Source organism: Pseudonocardia sp. TMWB2A (assembly GCF_017312135.1).
In genome coordinates this window covers 4,195,270-4,215,288 of record NZ_QKQY01000002.1, presented here as the reverse complement: position 1 = coordinate 4,215,288, position 20,019 = coordinate 4,195,270, and the positions used below count along the sequence as shown (strand labels likewise).

Annotated in this window: 21 protein-coding genes; 9 read left to right on the top strand and 12 right to left on the bottom strand. The window is 74.8% G+C overall.

Going from position 1 to position 20,019, the window contains the following annotated elements:
- The first annotated feature begins 15 nt into the window (after positions 1-15).
- A complete protein-coding gene (locus DMP17_RS34295) occupies positions 16-777 on the top strand; it encodes an SDR family oxidoreductase (RefSeq protein WP_255655311.1) in 762 nt (253 codons plus the stop codon).
- A 21-nt stretch (positions 778-798) separates the two neighbouring features.
- On the opposite strand, the gene DMP17_RS34290 is transcribed toward DMP17_RS34295, so the two are convergent.
- From DMP17_RS34290 to DMP17_RS34280, 3 genes are read right to left on the bottom strand one after another with little or no spacing between them, the layout of a single operon-like run.
- Positions 799-1,716, bottom strand: coding sequence for a TIGR03854 family LLM class F420-dependent oxidoreductase (locus DMP17_RS34290; protein WP_337831706.1), 918 nt, complete (start codon positions 1,714-1,716; stop codon positions 799-801).
- A gap of 39 nt (positions 1,717-1,755) precedes the next feature.
- A complete protein-coding gene (locus DMP17_RS34285) occupies positions 1,756-2,682 on the bottom strand; it encodes a TIGR03854 family LLM class F420-dependent oxidoreductase (protein WP_337831705.1) in 927 nt (308 codons plus the stop codon).
- Positions 2,683-2,703: 21 nt separating this feature from the next.
- Positions 2,704-3,282, bottom strand: a complete 579-nt coding sequence (locus tag DMP17_RS34280; RefSeq protein ID WP_337831704.1) for a TIGR03086 family metal-binding protein — start codon at positions 3,280-3,282, stop codon at positions 2,704-2,706.
- A gap of 174 nt (positions 3,283-3,456) precedes the next feature.
- Here DMP17_RS34280 and DMP17_RS34275 point away from each other — a divergent pair, with 174 nt between their 5' ends.
- The gene (locus DMP17_RS34275) at positions 3,457-3,789 is read left to right on the top strand and encodes a DUF3817 domain-containing protein (RefSeq protein WP_226357426.1); all 333 of its coding nucleotides are present in this window, start codon (positions 3,457-3,459) and stop codon (positions 3,787-3,789) included.
- A 356-nt stretch (positions 3,790-4,145) separates the two neighbouring features.
- Here the strand turns inward: DMP17_RS34275 and DMP17_RS34270 are convergent, their stop codons facing one another.
- Genes DMP17_RS34270 through DMP17_RS34255 form a run of 4 tightly spaced genes read right to left on the bottom strand, consistent with a single transcriptional unit; the run spans position 4,146 to position 9,632 of the window.
- Positions 4,146-4,973, bottom strand: a complete 828-nt coding sequence (locus tag DMP17_RS34270; protein WP_337831703.1) for an SWIM zinc finger family protein — start codon at positions 4,971-4,973, stop codon at positions 4,146-4,148.
- Positions 4,966-8,049 (bottom strand): DEAD/DEAH box helicase, encoded by a 3,084-nt coding sequence (locus tag DMP17_RS34265; RefSeq protein WP_337831702.1) that lies wholly within the window; start codon positions 8,047-8,049, stop codon positions 4,966-4,968. The genes DMP17_RS34270 and DMP17_RS34265 overlap by 8 nt, the downstream gene beginning before the upstream one ends.
- Positions 8,050-8,058: 9 nt before the next feature.
- The gene (locus DMP17_RS34260) at positions 8,059-8,679 is read right to left on the bottom strand and encodes an alpha/beta hydrolase (RefSeq protein WP_226357423.1); all 621 of its coding nucleotides are present in this window, start codon (positions 8,677-8,679) and stop codon (positions 8,059-8,061) included.
- A complete protein-coding gene (locus DMP17_RS34255; protein WP_226357422.1) occupies positions 8,679-9,632 on the bottom strand; it encodes a VOC family protein in 954 nt (317 codons plus the stop codon). Before DMP17_RS34255 ends, DMP17_RS34260 begins: the two co-directional genes overlap by 1 nt.
- Positions 9,633-9,778: 146 nt before the next feature.
- Between DMP17_RS34255 and DMP17_RS34250 the strand changes: the two genes are divergently transcribed.
- Entirely contained in the window at positions 9,779-10,612 is an 834-nt protein-coding gene (locus DMP17_RS34250) for a helix-turn-helix domain-containing protein (RefSeq protein WP_337831701.1), read from the top strand.
- Here DMP17_RS34250 and DMP17_RS34245 read toward each other — a convergent pair.
- The 3 genes from DMP17_RS34245 to DMP17_RS34235 all read right to left on the bottom strand — a co-directional run bounded on the left by DMP17_RS34245 (position 10,564) and on the right by DMP17_RS34235 (position 12,452).
- Positions 10,564-11,061 carry an SRPBCC family protein gene (locus DMP17_RS34245; RefSeq protein ID WP_226357420.1) on the bottom strand — a complete coding sequence of 166 codons (498 nt, stop codon included), beginning with the start codon at positions 11,059-11,061 and terminating at the stop codon, positions 10,564-10,566. The genes DMP17_RS34250 and DMP17_RS34245 overlap by 49 nt on opposite strands.
- Positions 11,058-11,399 carry an ArsR/SmtB family transcription factor gene (locus DMP17_RS34240; RefSeq protein WP_226357419.1) on the bottom strand — a complete coding sequence of 114 codons (342 nt, stop codon included), beginning with the start codon at positions 11,397-11,399 and terminating at the stop codon, positions 11,058-11,060. Before DMP17_RS34240 ends, DMP17_RS34245 begins: the two co-directional genes overlap by 4 nt.
- Before the next feature lie 66 nt (positions 11,400-11,465).
- Positions 11,466-12,452: a pirin family protein gene (locus DMP17_RS34235; RefSeq protein WP_337831700.1), complete on the bottom strand. Its 987-nt coding sequence runs from the start codon at positions 12,450-12,452 to the stop codon at positions 11,466-11,468.
- An 81-nt stretch (positions 12,453-12,533) separates the two neighbouring features.
- Here DMP17_RS34235 and DMP17_RS34230 point away from each other — a divergent pair, with 81 nt between their 5' ends.
- Both DMP17_RS34230 and DMP17_RS34225 read left to right on the top strand, forming a co-directional pair.
- Positions 12,534-13,418, top strand: a complete 885-nt coding sequence (locus DMP17_RS34230) for an SMP-30/gluconolactonase/LRE family protein (protein WP_337831699.1) — start codon at positions 12,534-12,536, stop codon at positions 13,416-13,418.
- Between the two features lie 4 nt (positions 13,419-13,422).
- Positions 13,423-13,857, top strand: coding sequence for a TIGR03668 family PPOX class F420-dependent oxidoreductase (locus DMP17_RS34225; RefSeq protein ID WP_337831698.1), 435 nt, complete (start codon positions 13,423-13,425; stop codon positions 13,855-13,857).
- 78 nt (positions 13,858-13,935) lie between these two features.
- Here the strand turns inward: DMP17_RS34225 and DMP17_RS34220 are convergent, their stop codons facing one another.
- Entirely contained in the window at positions 13,936-14,700 is a 765-nt protein-coding gene (locus DMP17_RS34220) for an alpha/beta fold hydrolase (protein ID WP_337831697.1), read from the bottom strand.
- Between the two features lie 202 nt (positions 14,701-14,902).
- On the opposite strand from DMP17_RS34220, the gene DMP17_RS34215 reads away from it, so the two are divergent.
- From DMP17_RS34215 to DMP17_RS34205, 3 genes are read left to right on the top strand one after another with little or no spacing between them, the layout of a single operon-like run.
- Positions 14,903-15,859, top strand: coding sequence for a glycine betaine ABC transporter substrate-binding protein (locus DMP17_RS34215; protein WP_337831696.1), 957 nt, complete (start codon positions 14,903-14,905; stop codon positions 15,857-15,859).
- Entirely contained in the window at positions 15,856-17,064 is a 1,209-nt protein-coding gene (locus tag DMP17_RS34210) for a quaternary amine ABC transporter ATP-binding protein (RefSeq protein WP_226357413.1), read from the top strand. Before DMP17_RS34215 ends, DMP17_RS34210 begins: the two co-directional genes overlap by 4 nt.
- Positions 17,064-17,999 carry an ABC transporter permease gene (locus DMP17_RS34205; RefSeq protein WP_337831695.1) on the top strand — a complete coding sequence of 312 codons (936 nt, stop codon included), beginning with the start codon at positions 17,064-17,066 and terminating at the stop codon, positions 17,997-17,999. Before DMP17_RS34210 ends, DMP17_RS34205 begins: the two co-directional genes overlap by 1 nt.
- Positions 18,000-18,143: 144 nt before the next feature.
- On the opposite strand, the gene DMP17_RS34200 is transcribed toward DMP17_RS34205, so the two are convergent.
- Positions 18,144-18,740 carry a TetR/AcrR family transcriptional regulator gene (locus DMP17_RS34200; RefSeq protein ID WP_337831694.1) on the bottom strand — a complete coding sequence of 199 codons (597 nt, stop codon included), beginning with the start codon at positions 18,738-18,740 and terminating at the stop codon, positions 18,144-18,146.
- Positions 18,741-18,839: 99 nt separating this feature from the next.
- On the opposite strand from DMP17_RS34200, the gene DMP17_RS34195 reads away from it, so the two are divergent.
- On the top strand, positions 18,840-20,018 hold the full coding sequence (locus DMP17_RS34195; protein ID WP_337831693.1) for a serine hydrolase domain-containing protein: 1,179 nt from the start codon (positions 18,840-18,842) through the stop codon (positions 20,016-20,018).
- Position 20,019: the final 1 nt, after the last annotated feature.

Sequence of the window (20,019 nt, the reverse complement as noted above, 5' to 3'; positions counted from 1 at the left end):
CGGTTAGCGTGCGTCATGATCACCGAACTGTTCGACGTCCGCGGCAGGGTGGCCGTGGTCACCGGCGGCACCAGCGGCATCGGCCGCATGATCGCGGGCGGTCTCGCCGAGGCCGGGGCGCGGGTCTACGTGTCCAGCCGCAAGGCCGACGCCTGCGCCGACACCGCCGCGGAGATCGGCGGCACCGGCATCGCCGCGGACCTGTCGTCGGAGGACGAGTGCGTCCGGCTGGCCGCCGAGGTCGGGGAGCGCGAGGAGCGGGTGCACCTGCTCGTCAACAACGCGGGCGCGACCTGGGGTGCGCCGCTGGAGGAGTTCCCGGCGCACGCCTGGGACAAGGTGCTCGACCTCAACCTGAAGGCGCCGTTCTTCCTGACCCGGGCGTTCCTGCCGCTGCTGGAGGCCGCCGGGTCGGCCGAGGACCCGGCCCGGGTGATCAACATCGGCAGCATCGACGGGCTGCGCGTCCCCGAGCTGCCGAACTACAGCTACTCGGCCAGCAAGGCCGGGGTGCACCAGCTGACCCGGGTGCTGGCCCGCGACCTCGCCGGGCGCGGGATCACCGTGAACGCGATCGCGCCGGGGCCGTTCCCGTCGCGGATGATGCGCGCCACGCTGGAGGCGGCGGGCGACGAGATCGCCGACTCCACCCCGCTCGGACGCCTGGGCAAGCCCTCGGACGTCGTCGGGGCGACGCTGTTCCTGGCCGGGGCCGCCGGGTCGTACGTGACCGGCGCGGTGCTGCCGGTCGACGGGGGGATCTGGACGACGCGCTGACCCGGCGCCGCATCGCGGCGCTCAGCCGGACTGCAGCGGCCCGAGCTCGGTGGTGAACCGGTCGAGGAACCCCGGCCAGTCCGCCACCGGGCCGGTCGGGCGCACCACGAACTTGGTGAGGCCGCCGTCGGCGTGCCGGCGGACCAGCTCGGCGACGCCGTCCCAGCCGTCGCCGACGATGTCGCGCCAGTCCACGTCCGGACGCTGGGCCCCGGCGAGCGCCCGGGCGGGGCCGGGGTCCGCGCCGGGCGGGGCGACCCACAGGTTGGTGCCGTAGTGGTCGTCGTCGATCGTGCGGCCGGCGTCGCGGGCGGCGGTCTCGATGATCCCGCGGGCCCGGGCGGTCTCGGCGGGGGTGAGGAAGCTGGCGAGCCAGCCGTCGGCGAGCCGCCCGGCGCGCCGGAGCCCGGCGTCGGCGCGTCCGCCCAGCCACAGGTCGAGCGGGGCGGCCGGGCGGGGGAGGACGGCGGCGTCGTCGAGGGTGAAGAACTCGCCGTGGTGGGTCACGGAGTCCTCGGTGAGCAGCCGGCGCAGCACCACGAGGGACTCCTCGAACACCGCGGCGCGCCGGCCCGGTACGGGGTGCAGCTGCCGGTCGCAGGGCTGGGCGGCCTGCAGCCCGAACACCGGCAGGATCCGCCGGGGGGCGAGCACCGCCAGCGACGCGAGCTCGGAGGCGAGCAGCATCGGGTTGCGCCCGGGCAGCACCGTGACGCTGGTGCCGACCTTCAGGGTGCGGGTGCGCGCCGCGGTCCAAGTGCTGCCGACCATCGGGTCGACCACCGACTTCGACGCGATGTCGGCCAGCCACAACGAGTCGACGGCGGAGGCGTCGAGGGCGTGGAGCAGCTCGTCGAACTCGTCGGCGAAGGTGGGCAGGTCGCGGGCCCCGACGAGGCCGAGACCGATGCGGACCTTGCCGTGCGGGGAGTCGACCACTCACTCACCGTAGGTGATCGGTCACCCGTTCGGGAACATTCAGTCCGACTCGAGCGGCCCCAGCTCGGCGACGAACTCGTCGAGGAACCGGGCCCAGTCCTGCGCCGGGGCGGCGGGGCGCACCACGAACTTGGTCAGCCCGCCCTCGACGTGGCGGCGGATCTGCTCGGCGGCGCCGTCCCAGCCGCGGGCGACCAGCTGCTCGGGGTCGGCGTCGGGCCGCTGCTGGGCGGCCCGGAGCAGCGCGTGGTCGGCGGCGGCACCGGACCCCTCGCCGGGCAGCACGACGGTGACGTTGGTGCCGTAGTGGTCGTCGTCGATCTCCCGGCCGGCGTCGCGGGCGGCGGCCTCGATGACGGTGCGGGCGCGGGCGGACTCGTCGGGGGTGAGGAAGCTGCCCAGCCAGCCGTCGGCGAGCCGGCCGACCCGGCGCAGGCCGACCTCGGCGCGCCCGCCCAGCCACAGGTCGAGCGGGCGGGCCGGGCGCGGTGCGACGGTCGCGTCGTCGAGGGTGAAGAACTCGCCGTGGTGGGTCACCGACTCCTCGGACAGCAGCCGTCGCAGCACCACGAGGGACTCCTCGAACACCGCGGCCCGGGTGCCGGGGACGGGGAACAGCTGGCGCTCCGACGGCGTCGCCGCCCGGATGCCGAACGCGGGCAGGATCCGCTTCGGCGCCAGCACCGCCAGTGACGCGAGCTCGGCCGCGAGCAGCATCGGATTGCGGCCGGGCAGGATCGTGACGCCGGTGCCGACCTTGAGCGTCCGGGTCCGGGCGGCCGCCCAGGTGGTACCGACCAGCGCGTCGACGCCGGGGGCGGAGACGAGGTCGGGCAGCCACAGCGAGTCGACGCCTGCGCGTTCGAGGGCGTCGACGAACTCGTCGAACTCCGAGCCGGGGTCGGTGGCGCGCAGCCCCACCGAGCCGACGCCGATGCGGACCTTGCCGTGCGGGGACGTCACCACGCCGGTCGACGCTACCCCGCGTCAGCGGCCCCGGCGCGGGTCGCGGCCGCTGTTGCCGAGCGCCCGGTGGAACGCCGGTGCGTCGCCCCCGACGGCGACGACCGGCCCGAACAGGCCCGCCCGGGACGCCTCCTGGCCGGGCTCCGACATCGCGGTGGTGAACTCCAGGACGGCGGCGACGGCGTCGTCGTCGGGGGTGAAGGGGCTGCCGGTCGCGACGGCGAGGTCCCAGCCGTGCAGGACCAGCTCGTCGAGCGCGATGACCCCCGCGACCTCGGCCGGCAGGTCCAGCCCACCCGCGGCGGTGAAGCCCTCCCAGGCGGCAGGTTCGCGCCAGGCCTCGGCCAGCGCGGTGAGCCGGGCCGGGACCGCGGTGCGCCAGTCCGCGACGAGGTGCGCGGCGTCGGCGCTCGGCGCTGTACCCGCGGCCTCGGGGGACTTCTGCGCCGCGACCCGGAACGCCCACGCCAGACCGTGCAGGTGGTCGAGGAGGGCGGCGACGGTCATGTCGTCGCAGGGGGTCGGGTCGTGGAGCTGGTCGTCGCGGACACCGGCGACGACGTCGGCGACGGCGCGGGCGGTCGGGGCGAGATCGAGCACGGATGCCACCTCCGGTCGGGTCGGCGCCCCACGGTCGCGGGGCCCTGCCCGTTCCGACCGGTCGCGGCGCGCCGACTCATCGCACCGCGTGTCTTTCGACACCCGGTAGAAGGTGGTGCGGGGGATACGGCAGAGTGGAGTCCGACGTCCCGTCCGCCTGGAGGAAGCACCGTCATGAACGACCCGTCCCTCGTCGCCAAGGCCTTCCGCGTCGTGGCGATCGCCGAGGCGCTGTCCTGGACCGGCCTGCTGATCGGCATGTTCTTCAAGTGGGTGCTGGCCACCACCGAGGTCGGGGTGCAGGTCATGGGGCCGATCCACGGGGCGCTGTTCGTCGCCTACGTGCTCGTCACGCTGTGGACCGCGCGGCTGTTCCGCTGGGACCTGCGCACCACCGTGATCGGCCTGCTCGCGAGCATCCCGCCGCTGACGACGATCTGGTTCGAGCGCCACGCCGGCGCCACCGGCCGCCTCGACCCGGCCCGCGCCCAGCCCGTCGCCGGCTGAGACCTCCCGGATTCCCGTGCCGCTCTTGACGGTTGAGGTAAGCCTAGGCTAACTTCAGCTTGTCGCTTCGTGGTGGGAGCGGCGCGTCAGTTCGGGAAACACGGCCCGGCCGCATCGACCACAGCGGCCGGGCCGTCCCGCGTTCCGGGGTCGGTGTCGGTCTCGACGGTCCCGCGGAACCCGGCGGCGCCGTTCCCGGCCCTCCGGGAGCATCCGCTCCCGCCCACGGCTTGACAGCGTAGGTAAGCCTTGGCTAAGTTTCACGTGTCGCTTCGTGGTGGGAGCGGCGCGTCAGTTCGGGACGAGGGCCCGGTCGCTCGACCACGGCGACCGGGCCCTCACACGTTTCCCGCTCCTCACGCGTCCGGGTGGGCCAGCGCCCGGTACACCGGCCGCAACGCGTCGGTCAGCCGCCCGCCGCCGGACCGCAGCGACGGCTCGGGCACCTGGTCCAGCACCGCGCCCGGCTCGGTGTCCGGCGGCCGCGGGGGAGCGGACCCCGCCGTGCCCTCCCAGAAGCTGTCCAGCAGGTCCGCCAGCGGCGCCGGCCCGGCCGGTCCGGACGGGCCGTCGCCACTGTCGCGCTCGGCCCGCAACCGCTCCAGCAGCGTGTCCCGGTCGCGTCCGCGCAGCGTGAGCAGGGTGAACGGGTCGGTGTCGCAGCGCTCGGCCAGCACGTAGAACACCGCGGCCAGGTGCTTGCACGGCACCGTGTGGTCCGGGCACGAGCAGTCCTGCGACAGGTCGGCGCCCGCGGCCGGGAACAACGAGAGCTCCAGGCCGTCGAGCAGCTCCTCGATCTCCGGGGGCACGGTCCCCGACAGCAGGGCCGCGGTGTACCAGGCGTCGGCGGCCAGGGCCTGCTCCACGCGCCGCCACTGCGTCTTGTCCCAGACCCCCAGCCCGATCCGGACCCGGTACGGCTGCGGCCGGGTGCCCTGCACCAGCGCGACCACGGCGCCCGCGTCGACGTCGAGGGACACGATCTGCCCCGACCGGGCGTAGCTGCGGCCACGCGAGAGCCGCCCGCCGACGCCGAGCCGCTCCAGCACCGCCAGGAACCGCGCCGACCACCAGGTCCGGGCGACCGCGCCCCTCGACGCGTGGATCCGGATCCCGCCCTCGACGCGGCGCGGCGGCCCACCGGTGAAGTCCTCCTGCGCCCAGAACGGCCGGTCACTCATCGGCGTCGCCCGTCTCCTCGTCGGGGTCGGCCACCGCGTCCGAGCCGAGCGCGAACACCGCACGCAGCTCGGAGGTCGACAGCGACGTCAGCCAGTCCTCCCCGCCGGTCACCACCATGTCCGACAGCGACCGCTTCGCCGTGACCAGATCCTCGATCCGCTCCTCGACCGTCCCCGGGCACACGAACCGGCGCACCTGCACCGCGCGCCGCTGCCCGATCCGGAACGCCCGGTCGGTGGCCTGGTCCTCCACCGCCGGGTTCCACCACCGGTCCAGGTGGATCACGTGGTTCGCCGCGGTGAGCGTGAGCCCGGTGCCGCCCGCGCGCAGCGAGAGCAGGAACAGCGACGGTCCCTCCCCGGACTGGAACCGGGCGACCATCTCGTCGCGCCGCTTCTTCGGGGTGCCGCCGTGCAGGTAGAGCACCTCGGTGTCGAACCGCGCCGACAGGTGCGGGCGCAGCATCGCGGCGAACTCGGTGTACTGGGTGAACAGCAGCGCCCGGTCCCCGGCGGCGAGCACCGGCTCCAGGATCTCCTCCAGCCGGGCGACCTTGCCCGAGCGGTGCCGCCCGCCGCTGCGGTGGATCGGGGACCCGTCGTGCAGCAGCTGCGCGGGGTGGTTGCAGACCTGCTTGAGCTTGCTCATCGCGGCCAGCACGTTGCCGCGGCGCTCGATGCCGTCGCTGCCCTCGATCTTCTCCATCATGTCGTCGACGACGGTCCGGTACAGCGACGCCTGCTCCCGGGTGAGCCGGTGGTCGGCCACGATCTCGATCTTCTCCGGCAGGTCGTCGATCACCGTGGGGTCGGTCTTCACCCGCCGCAGCAGGTAGGGCCGGGTGATCCGGCGCAGCATGCGGGCCGTCCCGGCGTCGCGGTGGCGCTCGATCGGCACAGCGAACCGCTGCCGGAACACCTCCGGCACCCCGAGCACGCCGGGGTTGAGGAAGTCCATCACCGACCACAGCTCGGCCAGCCGGTTCTCCATCGGGGTTCCGGTCAGCGCGACCCGGTGGCCGGCGTCGAACGACCGCATCGTGCGCGACGCCGCCGCGTGCGCGTTCTTGATCATCTGGGCCTCGTCGAGGACGAGCCGGTGGAACCGCCACGCCCGCAGGTCCTCGGCGTCGCGGGTCGCGGTCGCGTAGGTGGTGACGACGAGGTCGGCCTCGCCGAGCCGGGCGTGCAGGGCATCGCCGCGCGGGCGGGCGGCCCCGTGGTGGGCGTGCACCCGCAGGCCGGGTGCGAACGTCGCGGCCTCCCGCTGCCAGGTGCCGACCATCGACATCGGGCACACGATCAGGGTCGGGGCGCCGGTCGGCCCGCCGGACCGGTCGTGGGCCTCCAGGGCCAGCAGCTGGACGGTCTTGCCCAGCCCCATGTCGTCGGCCAGGCACGCCCCCAGCCCCAGCGACGACAGGAACGCCAGCCACGCCACCCCGCGCTCCTGGTAGGGGCGCAGCGTCGCGGTGAACCCCGGCGGCGACGGCACCGGCGTCAGCGTCGCCTCGGCGGTGCCCTCCAGCAGCGCCCCGAGGTGCCCGCGGGCGGACACGTCGGTCACCGGAAGCGGGGCGCCCGCCTCACCACGGGCCGCGGCCAGCACCTCGCCGACGGTGGGCGGCCGGTCCCGGTGGCGGCGCAGGAAGTCCAGCCCCTGGGCCAGCGCCTGGGCGTCGACGGCGACCCAGCGCCCGCGCAGCCGGACCAGCGGCGCCTTCGCCGCCACCAGCGCGGCGATCTCGGACTCGCCCAGCTCCTCGTCGCCGACGGCGAGCGACCAGCGGAACTCCGCCAGCTCGTCACGGCCCAGCCCGCCGCGGGTGATCACCCCCGGCGCCGGGGCCGACGACGCCGACAGCCGCAGCCCCAGCGGGCGGCGCCCGTCCCAGCCGCGCGGCAGCGCCACCCCGAACCCGGCCGAGAGCAGCGCGGGTGCGTCCCGGGTGAGGAACCGGTGGGCGCCGGTGACGTCGAGCTCGAGCCCGGTCGGGCGGGCCCGGCGCAGTGCGGGCACCAGCCCGGGCAGCACCTGCGCGGCCCGCCCCAGCTCGGCCAGCAGCACGTCCTGCGCGCCGGAGACCAGGGCGTCGGCCTCCCCGGCCCACACGCCGGCCGCGTCGAACACCAGGCTCGGGTCCTCGGTGGAGCGCAGCGCGAACTGGAGCTCCCACCGGGTGCCGTCGCCGGTCTGGTCGTCGAGGTCCGGGCCGGGGTCGGCCGGGTCGTGCAGGGTGGAGACCTCGGCGAGCCGGAACAGCGCGGTGGCGGCGCCGGGCTGCTCGCGGCCGACGTCGTCCCACACGGCCAGTGCCTCGCGCAGCACCCGCAGCCCGGCACCGGTCGCGGGCAGGTCCGCCGACGGGCCGGTCAGCGCGTGCAGCAGCGACGCCGGGGCGTCCGCGCGGGCGGGCAGCGGGACGGGCATCGCGGCGCTGCGCCCCAGCCGCTCGCGGACGGCGGCGTCGGTGAACCGGGCCAGCGCGGCGTCGACCAGGGTGTCCGGGTCCTGCCCGGCGACGTCGCCGGGGCGGCGCTGCTCGGCCCGTGCGACCGGGGGCAGCCGCCGCACCAGGTCGGCGCGGGCGACCGCGTCGAGACCCTGGACGACCGGGCGCCAGCGCGCCGCGGGCCGGCCGGACTCGGCGAGCAGCACCGGCAGCACCCGGCCGCGGGCCGCGAGCTCCTCGGCCAGCCGGGCGAGGTCGGCGAGGTGGGCGAACCCGGCGCCGTAGCGGACCTCGTCGGAGGGGTCGGTCAGCTCGGAGGGGTCGACGACGACCGCGGGCACCGTCCACGGCGCCAGCGTCGGCGTGCCTCGGCTCCGGGTGCGCGGCCGGGACCGGACCAGGCCGGGGGAGTCCTGCGGGCCCGACGGGTGCGAGGGCAGCAGCACCGTCACCGACGCCGGCTTGCCCGGATGGATCGCGGCCAGCTCGTCCGACGGCACCGCGAACGGGTGCGGCCGCGCCGTGCGCAGCGACCGGCGGTCGGTGCGGGGGGTGCGCTCGCCGTCCTCCGCCCACAGCAGGACGCCCCGGGTGGGGGAGTGCAGGGCGTGGACGACGAACACACCCCCACGCTAGAGGCGACCCCCGACAGCGACCGCGTGCAGGAGCCCGGCCGCGGCCGCGCACGCCTCGTCGGTGATCACGTGCTCGTCGCCGTCGTCGATCCGCAGGTCCACCCGCGCACCGCCGGCGACCAGCAGCGATGCGGTCTCGGTGACCCGGTGCGCGGGCACCCACGGGTCGTGCGAGATCGACCGCAGCACCGCCGGGGTCGGGGCCAGCGCCCCGGCCGGTGGCGCCGGGACCGGCTCCGGACCGACGAACCCGCCGGTGAACAGCACCAGTCCCGCGCACGGGCGCGGGTCGCGCACCAGTAGGTGGTGCGCGGCCAGGCAGGCGCCCTGGGAGAACCCCCACAGCACCACCCGGTCCCGGCCGACACCGGCGTCGGCGAGCCGGGCCAGCTCGTCGTCGACGATGCCCAGGGCACGCAGCAGCGCGTCGCGGTTCTCGTCGAACGGCTCCAGGAACGGCTTCGGGTACCAGCTGCCGCCCGGCGCCGGCGGCGCGACGAACCGGGCGGGCACGTCCCCGAACCGGGCCGCGGTGGCCCGCATGTCGTCGGGGTCGCGGCCCCGCCCGTGCAGGGCGAGCACGACCAGCGGCGCGTCCGGATCCCCCCAGGTCGCCATCAGTCCTCGATCGGTTCCAGCTTGGCGAAGATCTCCTCGCGCCGGTGCTCGAACTGCTCGGGCAGCTGGAACCGGGTCCCGAGCTCCTGCGGGGACTCGTCGCAGGTCCAGCCGCCCTCGTCGTGGGTGACGGCCAGCTCGAACAGCGCCCCGCTCGGCGTCCGGACGTAGACGCTCTTGAAGTACTTGCGGTCCTTGAGCTCGGAGATGTCGGTGTAGCCGGCGCCCTCGATGTCGAACTTCACCGCGTCCTGGTTCGCCAGGTCGGACACGTTCCACGCGAAGTGGTGGTAGGTGCCCGCGCCGTAGCGCCAGGTGCCCTGGTCATCGCGGCGGTTGACGGTGATCTCCAGGTGGTTGCCGACCTTCGCGTCGCCGATCCGCAGGCCGAATACGTCGCCGTCCTCGACGGGGGCGCCCTGGGCGAAGAACGAGGTGTCGGCGAACTCGACCATCCGGTCCGGGGTGGTCATGTGCACCCCGACGCCGTGGATGCCGTGGATCGCGTGCTCACCGGGCACACCGTTGCCCTCGTAGCCGCGCCGCGGGTCGCCGGTGGTGCCGACGAACTGGTACTCGATGCCCGACGGGTGCCGGAACGCCAGGCGGCGCCGGTCGAAGCGCTCCAGGTCGGTCGCCTCGACGTCGTGCGAGCGCAGCCGCGCCGACCAGTAGTCCAGCGAGTCCTCGGGCACCGACAGCAGCACCTCGCGGGCCTGGTTGGTGCCGCGGGTGCCGAACTGGCCCGCCTGCGCCCACGGGAACGTGGTCACGACGCTGGACGGGTCGCCGTCGGCGTTGGAGTAGTAGAGGTGGTAGATCGGCAGCGAGCCGTCGAACAGGACGGTGCGCTTGATGAAGCGCATGCCGAGGATCTTCGTGTGGAAGTCGACGTCCTCCTGGGCGCCGGCGACGGACAGGGTCACATGGTGCGAGCCTTCGACATGAGCCACGTGCCCGACGCTAGGAACACCGCGGCCGCGGCACATCGCCGACGGGCGCAGACCGCTGTCGCCCGCGTGCACGCCCGCACCGGCCCGGCGGGCGGCTACGGCGTGACTAGGCTGGGTGCGGCCACCAGCACGACCAGGAGCCGCCGATGACGACCGTCGCCGACCGTCCCACCGACTCCGGACCCGGCTCCGTCCCCGGACCGGACGGCGTCTCCTTCACCACCGTCACCGGCGACCTGCCCGCCCCCGGCGACGACCGGCTCGTGCTGGTCGTGGCGCTCGCGGGCAGTGCCCTGCTCGGCGACGGCGAGCCGCTGGTCCCCGGGCGGTGGGCGCTGCTGGACCCGGCCCACCCGGGGACCCCCACCGCGGACCGGGCGTTCCGCGCGCTGTGCGTGCGGTTCCCGCGCGACCGCGTCGAGCCCCGCGGCGAGCCCCTCACCGGGGTGGCGGGCACCGCCTTCGACGCCGGCCCCGGCCTGGCCGGCTACGTCTGCGACACTCTGCGCCACCTCGACGCGCACCGGCTCGCGATGGGTCCGCACGCCGCCGTCGCGGTGCGGCACGCCGTGGACCTGGTCGGGGTGCTGCTGCGGAGCACCGCCGGTGCCGAGCCCGCCCCGCACTGCGACCTGCTGGACCGGATCAAGGCCCACGTCGAGGCGCACCTCGGCGACCCGGACCTCGCCCCCGCCGGGATCGCCGCCGCGCACTTCGTCTCCGCGCGCCACCTGCACAACCTGTTCGCGGGGACCGGCACGAGCGCCGCGGCCTGGATCCGCGCGCGGCGGGTCGAGATGTGCCGGCGCGACCTGGCCGACCCCGCACTGGCCGACGTGCCCGCCGCGGCGATCGGGTCGCGGTGGGGGTTCCGCGGGCCGTCGCACTTCGGGCAGGTGTTCAAACGCGCGACGGGCCTGACCCCCGCGGCCTACCGGGAGGGCGCCCGCTCGGCGAGCAGCTCGTCGAGCTGCTCGTAGCCCTCGTTCACCCCGACGTCCATCCCCGAGGCGAGCATCGCGTCGCGGGCGGCGAACGAGTCGTAGAGCGACTCCGCGACCAGCCGGGTCCGCCCGCCGGGCAGCGGGGTCAGGGTCATCGTCTCCAGGCAGACGCTGTCGCCGAAGCCCTCGAAGGTGAAGGTCTGCACGATCCGCTCGGGGGCCCGGACCTCGTGGAACGAGCCGAAGAAGCGGTACTCGCCGCCCTCGTCGGCGTGGGTGTAGCGGTAGCCGCCGCCGGTCGCGGCGTCCCAGCGGTGCACGGTCATCGTCAGCCCGCGCGGGCCCAGCCAGCGCACGACCTTGTCCTCGTCGACGTGGGCGTCGAAGACCCGCTCCGGCGGGGCGTCGAACTCGCGGGTGATGCGGATGGCGGGCAGGTCGTCGACGGTGTCGATGGCCGTGCCGCGGGTACCGGTGGTGCTCATGCCGTCTCCTCGTGCTCGGTGGGTGCGCCCTCGGCGAGCAGGTCGTCGAGGCGCGCGTAGCGCTCCTCCACCTGCCGCCGGTACCGCTCGATCCAGGCCGTCATCAGGTCGAAGACCTCCGCCTCGAGGTGCACCGGACGGCGCTGGGCCTGCCGGCTGCGCCGGACCAGCCCCGCGTCCTCCAGCACCCGGATGTGCTTGGAGACGGCCTGCACGGAGACGTCGTAGGGCTCGGCCAGCTCGTTCACGGTCGCGTCGGCCGTCGCCAGCCGGGCCACCATGTCGCGCCGGATCGGGTCCGCCAGTGCGGCGAAAACCCGGTTCAGCCGGTCCTCCACGTCTCCTCCTCGTTCAACCTCTCGATTGAATACACCGTAGCGCCGGGAGGGCCCGTACTCAACCCGTCAGTTGAACGAGCCGGGGAGGGAGCCGTGCGGCACGTAGTCCGACGGCACCACGCCGAGGCGGCCGCGCTGGTAGTCCTCGAACGCCTGCTGCACCTCCTCGCGGGTGTTCATCACGAACGGGCCCGCCCACGCGACGGGCTCGCGGATCGGCTGCCCGCCCAGCACCACCACGTCCAGCGACGGGTGACGGGACTCCTGCCCCGTGCCGCCCTCGACGGTGATCAGGTCCCCGGGGCCGAACACGGCGAGCTGGCCGGTGCGGACCGGGCGCCGGTCCGCACCGACGGTGCCGGACCCGTTCAGCACGTAGACCAGCGCGTTGTAGGGCCGCGGCCAGGGCAGCCGCAGCTGCGAGCCGGGGGAGACGGTCGCGTGCACCATCGCCATCGGGGTGTGGGTCGAGCCCGGTCCGGATGCGCCCGCCACGTCGCCGGCGATCACCCGCAGCAGCGCGCCGCCGTCGGGCGTGGTGACCAGGGCGGCCTCACCGCCGCGCAGGTCCTGGTACTTCGGCGGCAGCCACTTGTCCGCGCGCGGGAGGTTCACCCACAGCTGCAGGCCGTGGAACAGCCCGCCGCTGCGCACCAGCGACTCCGGCGGGCGCTCGATGTGCAGCAGGCCCGAGCCGGCGGTCATCCACTGGGTGTCGCCGTCGGTGATCGTCCCGCCGCCGCCGTGGCTGTCACCGTGCTCGAAGGTCCCGTCGATGATGTAGGTGACGGTCTCGAAGCCGCGGTGCGGGTGCCAGGAGGTGCCCTTCGGCTCGCCCGGGGCGTACTCGACCTCGCCCATCTGGTCCATGTGCAGGAACGGGTCGAGATCGCGCAGGTCCACCCCCTGGAAGGCACGGCGGACCGGGAAGCCCTCGCCCTCGTACCCGCGCGGGGCGGTGGTGACGCTGCGGACGCCCCGGTCCAGGTCGGTCGGGCCCGGGACGGGCACGCGAGGCAGGGCGCTGACGTCGGCGACGGAGACGGCGGGCATCGGGACCTCCACGGTCGGTGGTTGTTGCACGGTCAACGACCGCGCTGGCGCCCCGATTCCCGGGAGGCCAGACTGATCGCCATGACGGAGCTGTCGACGATGTTGTCGGACATGTCGTTCCTCGAGGGGCCACGCTGGCACGACGGGAGGATCTGGGTCAGCGACTTCTACACCCACCGGGTCCTCTCGGCCCGCGCCGACGGGTCGGACCTGCGCACCGAGGCCGAGGTGCCCCAGCAGCCCTCCGGTCTGGGCTGGCTGCCCGACGGCAGGCTGCTGATCGTGTCCATGCGGGACCGGCGGATCCTGCGCCGCGAGACCGACGGCACCCTCGTCACCCACGCCGACCTGTCCGGCCACGCCGAGCACGTGCTCAACGACATGATCGTCGACGACGGCGGTGGCCTCTGGGTGGGCAGCTTCGGCTTCGACCTGATGAACGGCGCCCCGCGCGCCGCCGCGCCGCTGCTGCGCGTCGCGCCGGACGGTTCCGTGTCGGTGGCGAGCGAGCCGCTGCACTTCGCGAACGGACCCGCGCTGTCCGGTGGGGACCTCGTCGTCGCCGAGACCTTCGGCAACCGGATGTCCGCCTTCGCGGTCGGCGACGACGGCACCCTCGGCCCGCGCCGGGACTGGGCGCTGTTCGGTCCGCCGTCGGCCGCCGAGGACCCGTTCGACGCCATCGCCGAGCTCACCGTCGCCCCGGACGGCATCTCCGCCCCCGATGCGGAGGGTGCGATCTGGGTCGCCGACGCCATCGGCAACCGGGCGATCCGGGTCCGCCCCGGCGGGCTGGTCGACGGCGAGGTCTCCACCGGCCAGGTCGGCACCTACGCCTGCGCCCTCGGCGGCGACGACGGCCACACCCTGTTCCTCTGCACCGCCCCCGGGTTCGCCGAGCACGAGCGCCGCGACACCCGCCTGGCGCAGCTGCTCGCCGTCCGGGTGGACGTCCCGGCGGCCTGAGCCCGTGCCCTCCCTCGACGAGACCGCCGCCCGCGCGCTGCTGACCGGCGCGCGGGTGGCGCGGCTCGCGACGATCCGCGCCACCGACGGCACCCCGCGCCTGGTGCCGGTCACCTTCGCACTCGTCGACGGGCTGGTGATGTCGGCCGTCGACGACGTCAAGCCCAAGCGGCACCGCCGCCTCGCGCGGCTGCGCGACATCGAGGCCGACCCGCGGGTGGCCCTGCTCGCCGACCACTACGACGACGACTGGTCGCAGCTGTGGTGGGTCCGCCTGGACGCCACCTGCGCGATCCACGACGACGGCGACCTGCACGCCCGCGCCGTCGCGGCGCTCGCGGAGAGGTACGAGCCGTACGCCGCGCAGCCACCGCAGGGCCCGGTCCTGGCCCTGACCCCCACCCGCTGGACCGCCTGGACCGCCACCCCGCCCCCATGATCACGCGTCCGCGCGCGGATCCGGACCCCGCCTGCGTCCCGTCGCGCGCGCACCACGGTTCCGCGCGCGAACCCGCGATCAGGGCAGGGTGCGCAGGAACGCGGTGATCGCCTCGGCGGTCTCGTCGGGGAGCTCCAGGTGGGGCGCGTGCCCGCACGGCAGCTCGGTGACCGTGACCGGGCCGGACGCCCGCTCGGCCACCGCGCGCACGTGCACAACGGTGCCGTAGGGGTCGTCATCGCCCTGCAGACCCAGCACCGGGGCGGTGATGCCGGCCAGCGCGTCGCGGACGTCCCAGGAGGTGAACTCCTCGGCCAGCCACATGTCGTTCCACCCGCGGAACGCGGCGTCCGGGTCGTCGTGGTGGCGGGCCATCCGGGTGCGGAGGTCGCCGTCGTCGAACGCGGTGCGGGCCGCCCGGATCGCGGTGAGGGCGAACGGCTCGGTCAGCACGTGCGGGGCGAGGACCACCACCCCGCTCACCGGCATCGCCGCGGCCGCGAGCAGCGCGATCGTGCCGCCGTCGGAGTGTCCGACGAGGACCGGGCGGTCCAGGCCGAGCGCGGCGCACAGGGCCGGGACGGTCGTCGTCGCCTCGGTCGCCATGAACGCCGTGGTCCGCGGGTCGCGGGGCCGGTCGGAGCGGCCGTGCCCGAGCCGGGAGTACGCGACGGCCCGGCGCTCGGACGCGGCCGCGACCCGCTCGGGGAACCCGCGCCACAGACCGACCGAGCCGAGCCCCTCGTGCAGGAACAGCAGGGGCGCACGGCCGTCGCCGGGGCCGCCGGTGTCGGAGTACTCGTGGCGCAGACCGTCCAGTTCGAGCAGCGACGTCGCAGGCACATCACGATCGTAGTGCTCGCTGTTGCGCCGTCCGGAACGGTCGTGAAGGCTCGTTTGCGTGATTCCCGACCTCCGGCTGACGTCGCGTCTGCACGTCGACCTGTGCCGGATGTGGTCGTCCGCCTGTCGTTGACGCCTGCCCGCGTGTCCTGAAGCCGACCGGGACGCGGAGAGCCGACGACCCCCGAGAGGACGTGCCCCCGTGGCCGATCCGCCCGTTGCCGTACCCCGGACCAGGACCGTCCGCCTGGTCACCACCCTGCTCGCGGTACTGCTGGCCGCATCCGGCTGTGCGTCCGCCGGTGCCGACGGCCCGACCGTCCGGCTCGCCCAGTTCCCGTGGAGCGCGGCGAAGCTGACCAACGCGATCCTCGGTGAGGTCGTCGCGACCCACCCGGAGCTCGGCGTCGGGCGGCTCAAGACCATCCAGGTCGGACCCGCGACCGCCTGGGCCGGCGCCCAGCGCGGCGACGTCGACGCCCTCACCGAGGTCGCGATGCCCAACCAGTCCGAGCTCGCCGCGAAGGCGCAGGACCGGATCGGGCTGGTGCACCCGACGTACCAGGGAGCCGAGCAGGGCTGGTACGTCCCCAGCTACGCGGTCGAGCCGGGTCAGCCGCTGGCCGGGCTGACCAGCGTGACCCAGCTGAACGACTACGCCGACGCCCTCGGCAACCGGCTCGTCGACTCCGACCCCAGCTTCCTCACCACCGAGTACAACGCGAAGCGCCTCGCCGGCTACCGGCTGAACCTGGAGCAGGTGACCTCCAGCGAGGCCGCGCAGATCGCGGAGCTGCGCCGCGCCTACGAGCGCCGCCAGCCGATCCTGGTCTACCTGTACCGCCCGCACTACATCTTCGAGGAGCTCCGGCTGACGAAGCTGACGGAGCCGACCCCGGCACGGGAGGACTGCTACACCACCGGCGACGGCGCCTGCGCCATGCCGGCGTACTCGGCCTGGACCGCGGCGAGCCCGGACCTGGCACGCACCAGCCCCGGATTCGCGGCGATGCTGCGCCGGTTCGAGCTGCCGCTGGCCGATGTCGAGCAGATGCTCCAGCGGGTCGACGTGGACAACGAGGACGTGGAGGTGGTGGCGCGGGACTACGTGGCCGCGCACCCGGACCGCGTCCGCCAGTGGGTGGGAGCCGGAGCATGATCGAGGTACGGAACCTGACCAAGGTCTTCGGCGACGGCAGGGCCGCCGACGAGGCCGTCCGGCTGGCCGGGGAGGGCGAGGGGCGCAGCGGGATCCAGCGCCGCACCGGCGCCACCCTCGCCGTGCACGACGTGTCCTTCGACATCGCCGACGGCGAGCTGTTCGTGATCATGGGCCTGTCCGGATCGGGCAAGTCGACGCTGGTCCGGCTGCTGAACCGGCTCATCGAACCGACCTCGGGCAGCATCACCGTCGACGGCCGCGACCTCGGCTCCCTCGGCGACGCCGACCTGCGCACCCTGCGCAACGAGCGGATCGCGATGGTGTTCCAGCACTTCGCGCTGCTGCCGCACCGCACCGTCCGGCAGAACGCCGAGTACGGGCTGCAGATCCGCGGCGTCGACGCCCGCACCCGCCGGGAGAAGGCGGAGTGGGCGCTGGAGCAGGTCGGCCTCGGCGAGCGCGCCGACGCGCTGCCCGGCCAGCTCTCGGGCGGCATGCAGCAACGCGTCGGGCTCGCCCGGGCGCTGGCCAGCGACACCGACGTGCTCCTGATGGACGAGCCCTACTCCGCGCTGGACCCGCTGATCCGGCGCGACATGCAGCAACTGCTCGTCCGTCTGCAGCGGGACCTGAAGAAGACCATCGTGTTCATCACCCACGACCTCAACGAGGCCATGCTGCTCGGCGACCGCATCCTGCTGCTCAAGGACGGCCGCCTGGTCCAGGTCGGCACCGGACCGCAGATCCTGGAGTCCCCGGCCGACGACTACGTCGCCGAGTTCGTCTCCGACGTCGACCGCAGCCGGGTGCTCACCGCCGCCGACGTGATCCGCGAGGCCCGCATCACCGTGACCCTCGACGAGCGCCCCGCCGACGTGCTGGTCCGGCTCGGCCGGGCCGAGGCGACCGGCGCCTACGTCGTCGACGACGACCACCGCATCCTCGGCGTCGTCCGCGACGACTGGCTCGGCCACGCCGCGGGACGGGGCGCCACCGGCATCGACCGGTCCGCGCTGGTCGAGGAGTACCGCACCACCGAACCGGACCGGCCGCTCATCGACCTGCTGCACCAGGTCGGACGCAACCCGGTCCCGCTCGCGGTGGTCGACGACGGCCGCCTCACCGGCGTCGTCCCGCGGGGTGCCGTGCTCGCCGCCCTGTCGACCCACGACGAGGCCGCCGCCGACGGGAGGAACGCCTGATGCCCAGGTTCGAGTTCGGGAGCTACGTCGAGGCGTTCATCCTCTGGCTGCTGCAGAACGCCGGGGTCGTGTTCGACGCCATCGGGGTCGCGATCACTGCCGTCGTCGAGGCCGTGACCTCGGTCTTCACCGCCCCGGTGTGGTGGGTCTGGCTGGTACTGCTCGTGGCGCTCGCGCTGCTCGTGCGCGGGGTCGGGTTCGCGGTGTTCACCCTGATCGGCTTCCTCCTCGTGTCCTCGTTCGACCTGTGGACCGAGACGATGGAGACCTTCGGCCTGGTGCTCGTCGCGGCGCTGATCGCGGTGGCGATCGGTGTGCCGCTGGGCATCTGGGCCGCCCGCAGCCGCGCGGCGAGCCGGACGCTGCGCCCGGTCCTCGACCTGGCGCAGACGGTCCCGGCGTTCGTCTACCTGATCCCGGTGGTGCTGCTGTTCGGCATCGGCGTGGTGCCGGGCGTCGTCGCGACGATCGTGTTCTCGATCGCGCCGGCGGTCCGGCTCACCGAGCTGGGCATCCGGGGCGTCGACGGCGAGGTCGTGGAGGCCGCGCACGCGTTCGGGGCGCACCCGCGTCAGATCCTGCGCGAGGTGCAGCTGCCGATGGCGCTGCCGTCGATCATGGCCGGCGTCAACCAGGTGATCATGCTGGCGTTGTCGATGGTGGTCGTCGCGGGCCTGGCCGGTGCCGACGGGCTGGGCACGACGGTGGTCAGCGCGGTCACCCAGCTCGACATCGCGACCGGCGTCGAGGGCGGGCTCGCCGTCGTCATCGTGGCGATCTTCCTGGACCGGTTCACCTCGGCACTGGCCGAACGCCCCGAGGGCAGCCTGCTCGCGCGGCTGCGCGCCCGCCGGCCGCAGAAGGCCGCGGCGCCGGCCGCCGAGCACACCTCCCCGGCTCCGGCCGGTTCCGCGGTGAGCGGCGCGAACGCCTGACCGGACGTCGCCTCGGCCCGGCCGGCGTCAGAAGATCACCGGTTGTGGAGCGATCCGTTCGCGACGCGGGCGCCGTCCTCCACAACCGGTGATCACCGCCGTGCCTCCCGCGGGGATCCGGACGCGGGAGCCGGTGGTCCCGCGCTACCGGCCGGTGCCGGGGGCCCGGGCGGGCAGCCCCCGGACGAGGACGTCCAGGAAGACCGCGAAGTGCGGCGTCCCCGCGCCGGGGTGCTGGGCGTTCTCGACGGCGGCCAGCCAGCCGACCGTGCACGTGACGAAGATCTGCCAGCTCTGCTCGGCCATCGCCCCGTCGACGCCGTCGCGGACGAGCGCCGTGACGACGGTGTCCCGGATCCGCTCCACCGACGGCCCGTGGTGGCGGTGCGGCCGGGACAGGTGGGTGGCGTAGCCGGGCAGGGCGAGGAACTCGTCGTGCATGGCCCACCCCAGGCGTCGCAGGAGCTCCGGGGTGGTCGGCGGTTCCCCGGCGGCGCCGTCGATCCTGCGCACGACGCGGTCGACCAGGGTCCCGCTGACCAGGTCGACCAGCTCGTCGCGGGTGCGCACCCAGCGGTAGAGCGCCCCGTGGGTGACCTGCAACCGCGCGGCCACCTCGCGCACGGTCATCGTGTCGAGGTTCGCGGTGGCGGCGACCGCCTCGACGATCGCGTCGCGGCTGATCCGCGCCGGGCGGCCCGGCGGTCGCTTCGCTGCGGGCTCCTCCGGCGTCCGGGTCATGCCCCGGACTCTAGGACGTGAGCCGGCTCGGCCGGGTTCCCGAATCGGTTAGTATCCAACGGTTACTAACTGGCGGTCGGCGGGAGAGCGGGGAGCGGTATGACGATCACGGGAACGGCGACGGACGCGGTCCGGGGCACGGTGGCCGACGGGTTCGAGCCCGTGCGGGACGCGTTCGCCGCGCTGCTCGCGGCCGAGGGGGCGCCGCTCGACGCCCAGGTCGCGGCCCGGTACCGGGGGCGCCCGGTGGTGGACCTGTGGGCCGGGCCGGAGACCGGGCCCGACTCGCTGCAGGGCATCTACTCGGCGTCCAAGGGCGTGACCCACCTCCTGGTCGCGCTGCTCGTCCAGCAGGGCGTCCTCGACCTGGACGAGCGGGTCGCGCACTACTGGCCGGAGTTCGCCACCGGTGGGAAGCAGGACCTGCTGCTGCGCGAGCTGCTCGCCCACCAGGCGGGCCTGGTCGGCACACCCGAGGGCTTCTCCGTCGACGAGCTCTCCGACGACCACCTGGTCGCCGAGCGGCTCGGCGCACAGCGCCCGTTCTGGCGTCCCGGCACGTCGTCGGGCTACCACGCCCTGGTGGAGTCGGCCCTCACCGGCGAGGTCGTCCGCCGCGCCACCTCGGCCGAGGTCGGCGCGCTCGTCCGCGAGCTGCTGACCGGGCCGCTGGGCCTGGACCTGCACCTCGGGCTGCCCGCGGAGGACGAGCAGCGGTTCCTCGCCCCCCAGCCCATGGTCGCCACGCCCGAGCGGCTGCGGGAGCTCGCCGCGGGCGCGGGCGCACCGGACGGTCTCCCCGGGATCGCGTTCAACCGCAGGCACCCCGACGGCTGCGAGGTGTGGGAGCTGCCCGCCCACCCGGTCGTCCGTTCCCGCGGGCCGGCCTCGCTCGGCGGGATCGGGACCGCCCGCGCGCTCGCGACGCTCTACGCCGCGGCGACCGGCCCGGTCGACGGCCGCCCCGCGCTGCTCCGCCCGGACACCCTCGCCGCGTTCGCCCAGATCCAGACCGCCGGGTTCGACCTGGTCCTGCGCCGGCACAAGGCGTGGGCGGTCGGGTTCCACGCCTCCTCGGAGGTCTACCCGATGCTCGCGGCCGGGTCGTTCGGCCACAGCGGAGCCGGCGGCCAGCAGGCGCTCGCCGACCCGCGCAACGAGCTGTCCTATGCCTTCCTGCGCCGCCGCTTCCTCGTCCCGAGCCAGGCCGACGCCGACCACGCCCGGCTGCTGACGGCGTTGCTCCGGTCCGTCCGCGAGTCGGGCGCCGCGGCCTGAG

Bases quoted from the DNA above. Each gene is read 5' to 3' on its own strand.
- DMP17_RS34195 (WP_337831693.1), top strand. From the start codon at position 18,840: ATGACGATCACGGGAACGGCGACGGACGCGGTCCGGGGCACGGTGGCC.
- DMP17_RS34210 (WP_226357413.1), top strand. From the start codon at position 15,856: ATGATCGAGGTACGGAACCTGACCAAGGTCTTCGGCGACGGCAGGGCC.
- DMP17_RS34205 (WP_337831695.1), top strand. From the start codon at position 17,064: ATGCCCAGGTTCGAGTTCGGGAGCTACGTCGAGGCGTTCATCCTCTGG.
- DMP17_RS34235 (WP_337831700.1), bottom strand. From the start codon at position 12,452: ATGCCCGCCGTCTCCGTCGCCGACGTCAGCGCCCTGCCTCGCGTGCCC.
- DMP17_RS34275 (WP_226357426.1), top strand. From the start codon at position 3,457: ATGAACGACCCGTCCCTCGTCGCCAAGGCCTTCCGCGTCGTGGCGATC.
- DMP17_RS34230 (WP_337831699.1), top strand. From the start codon at position 12,534: ATGACGGAGCTGTCGACGATGTTGTCGGACATGTCGTTCCTCGAGGGG.
- DMP17_RS34250 (WP_337831701.1), top strand. From the start codon at position 9,779: ATGACGACCGTCGCCGACCGTCCCACCGACTCCGGACCCGGCTCCGTC.
- DMP17_RS34245 (WP_226357420.1), bottom strand. From the start codon at position 11,061: ATGAGCACCACCGGTACCCGCGGCACGGCCATCGACACCGTCGACGAC.
- DMP17_RS34295 (WP_255655311.1), top strand. From the start codon at position 16: ATGATCACCGAACTGTTCGACGTCCGCGGCAGGGTGGCCGTGGTCACC.
- DMP17_RS34270 (WP_337831703.1), bottom strand. From the start codon at position 4,973: ATGAGTGACCGGCCGTTCTGGGCGCAGGAGGACTTCACCGGTGGGCCG.
- DMP17_RS34260 (WP_226357423.1), bottom strand. From the start codon at position 8,679: ATGGCGACCTGGGGGGATCCGGACGCGCCGCTGGTCGTGCTCGCCCTG.
- DMP17_RS34200 (WP_337831694.1), bottom strand. From the start codon at position 18,740: ATGACCCGGACGCCGGAGGAGCCCGCAGCGAAGCGACCGCCGGGCCGC.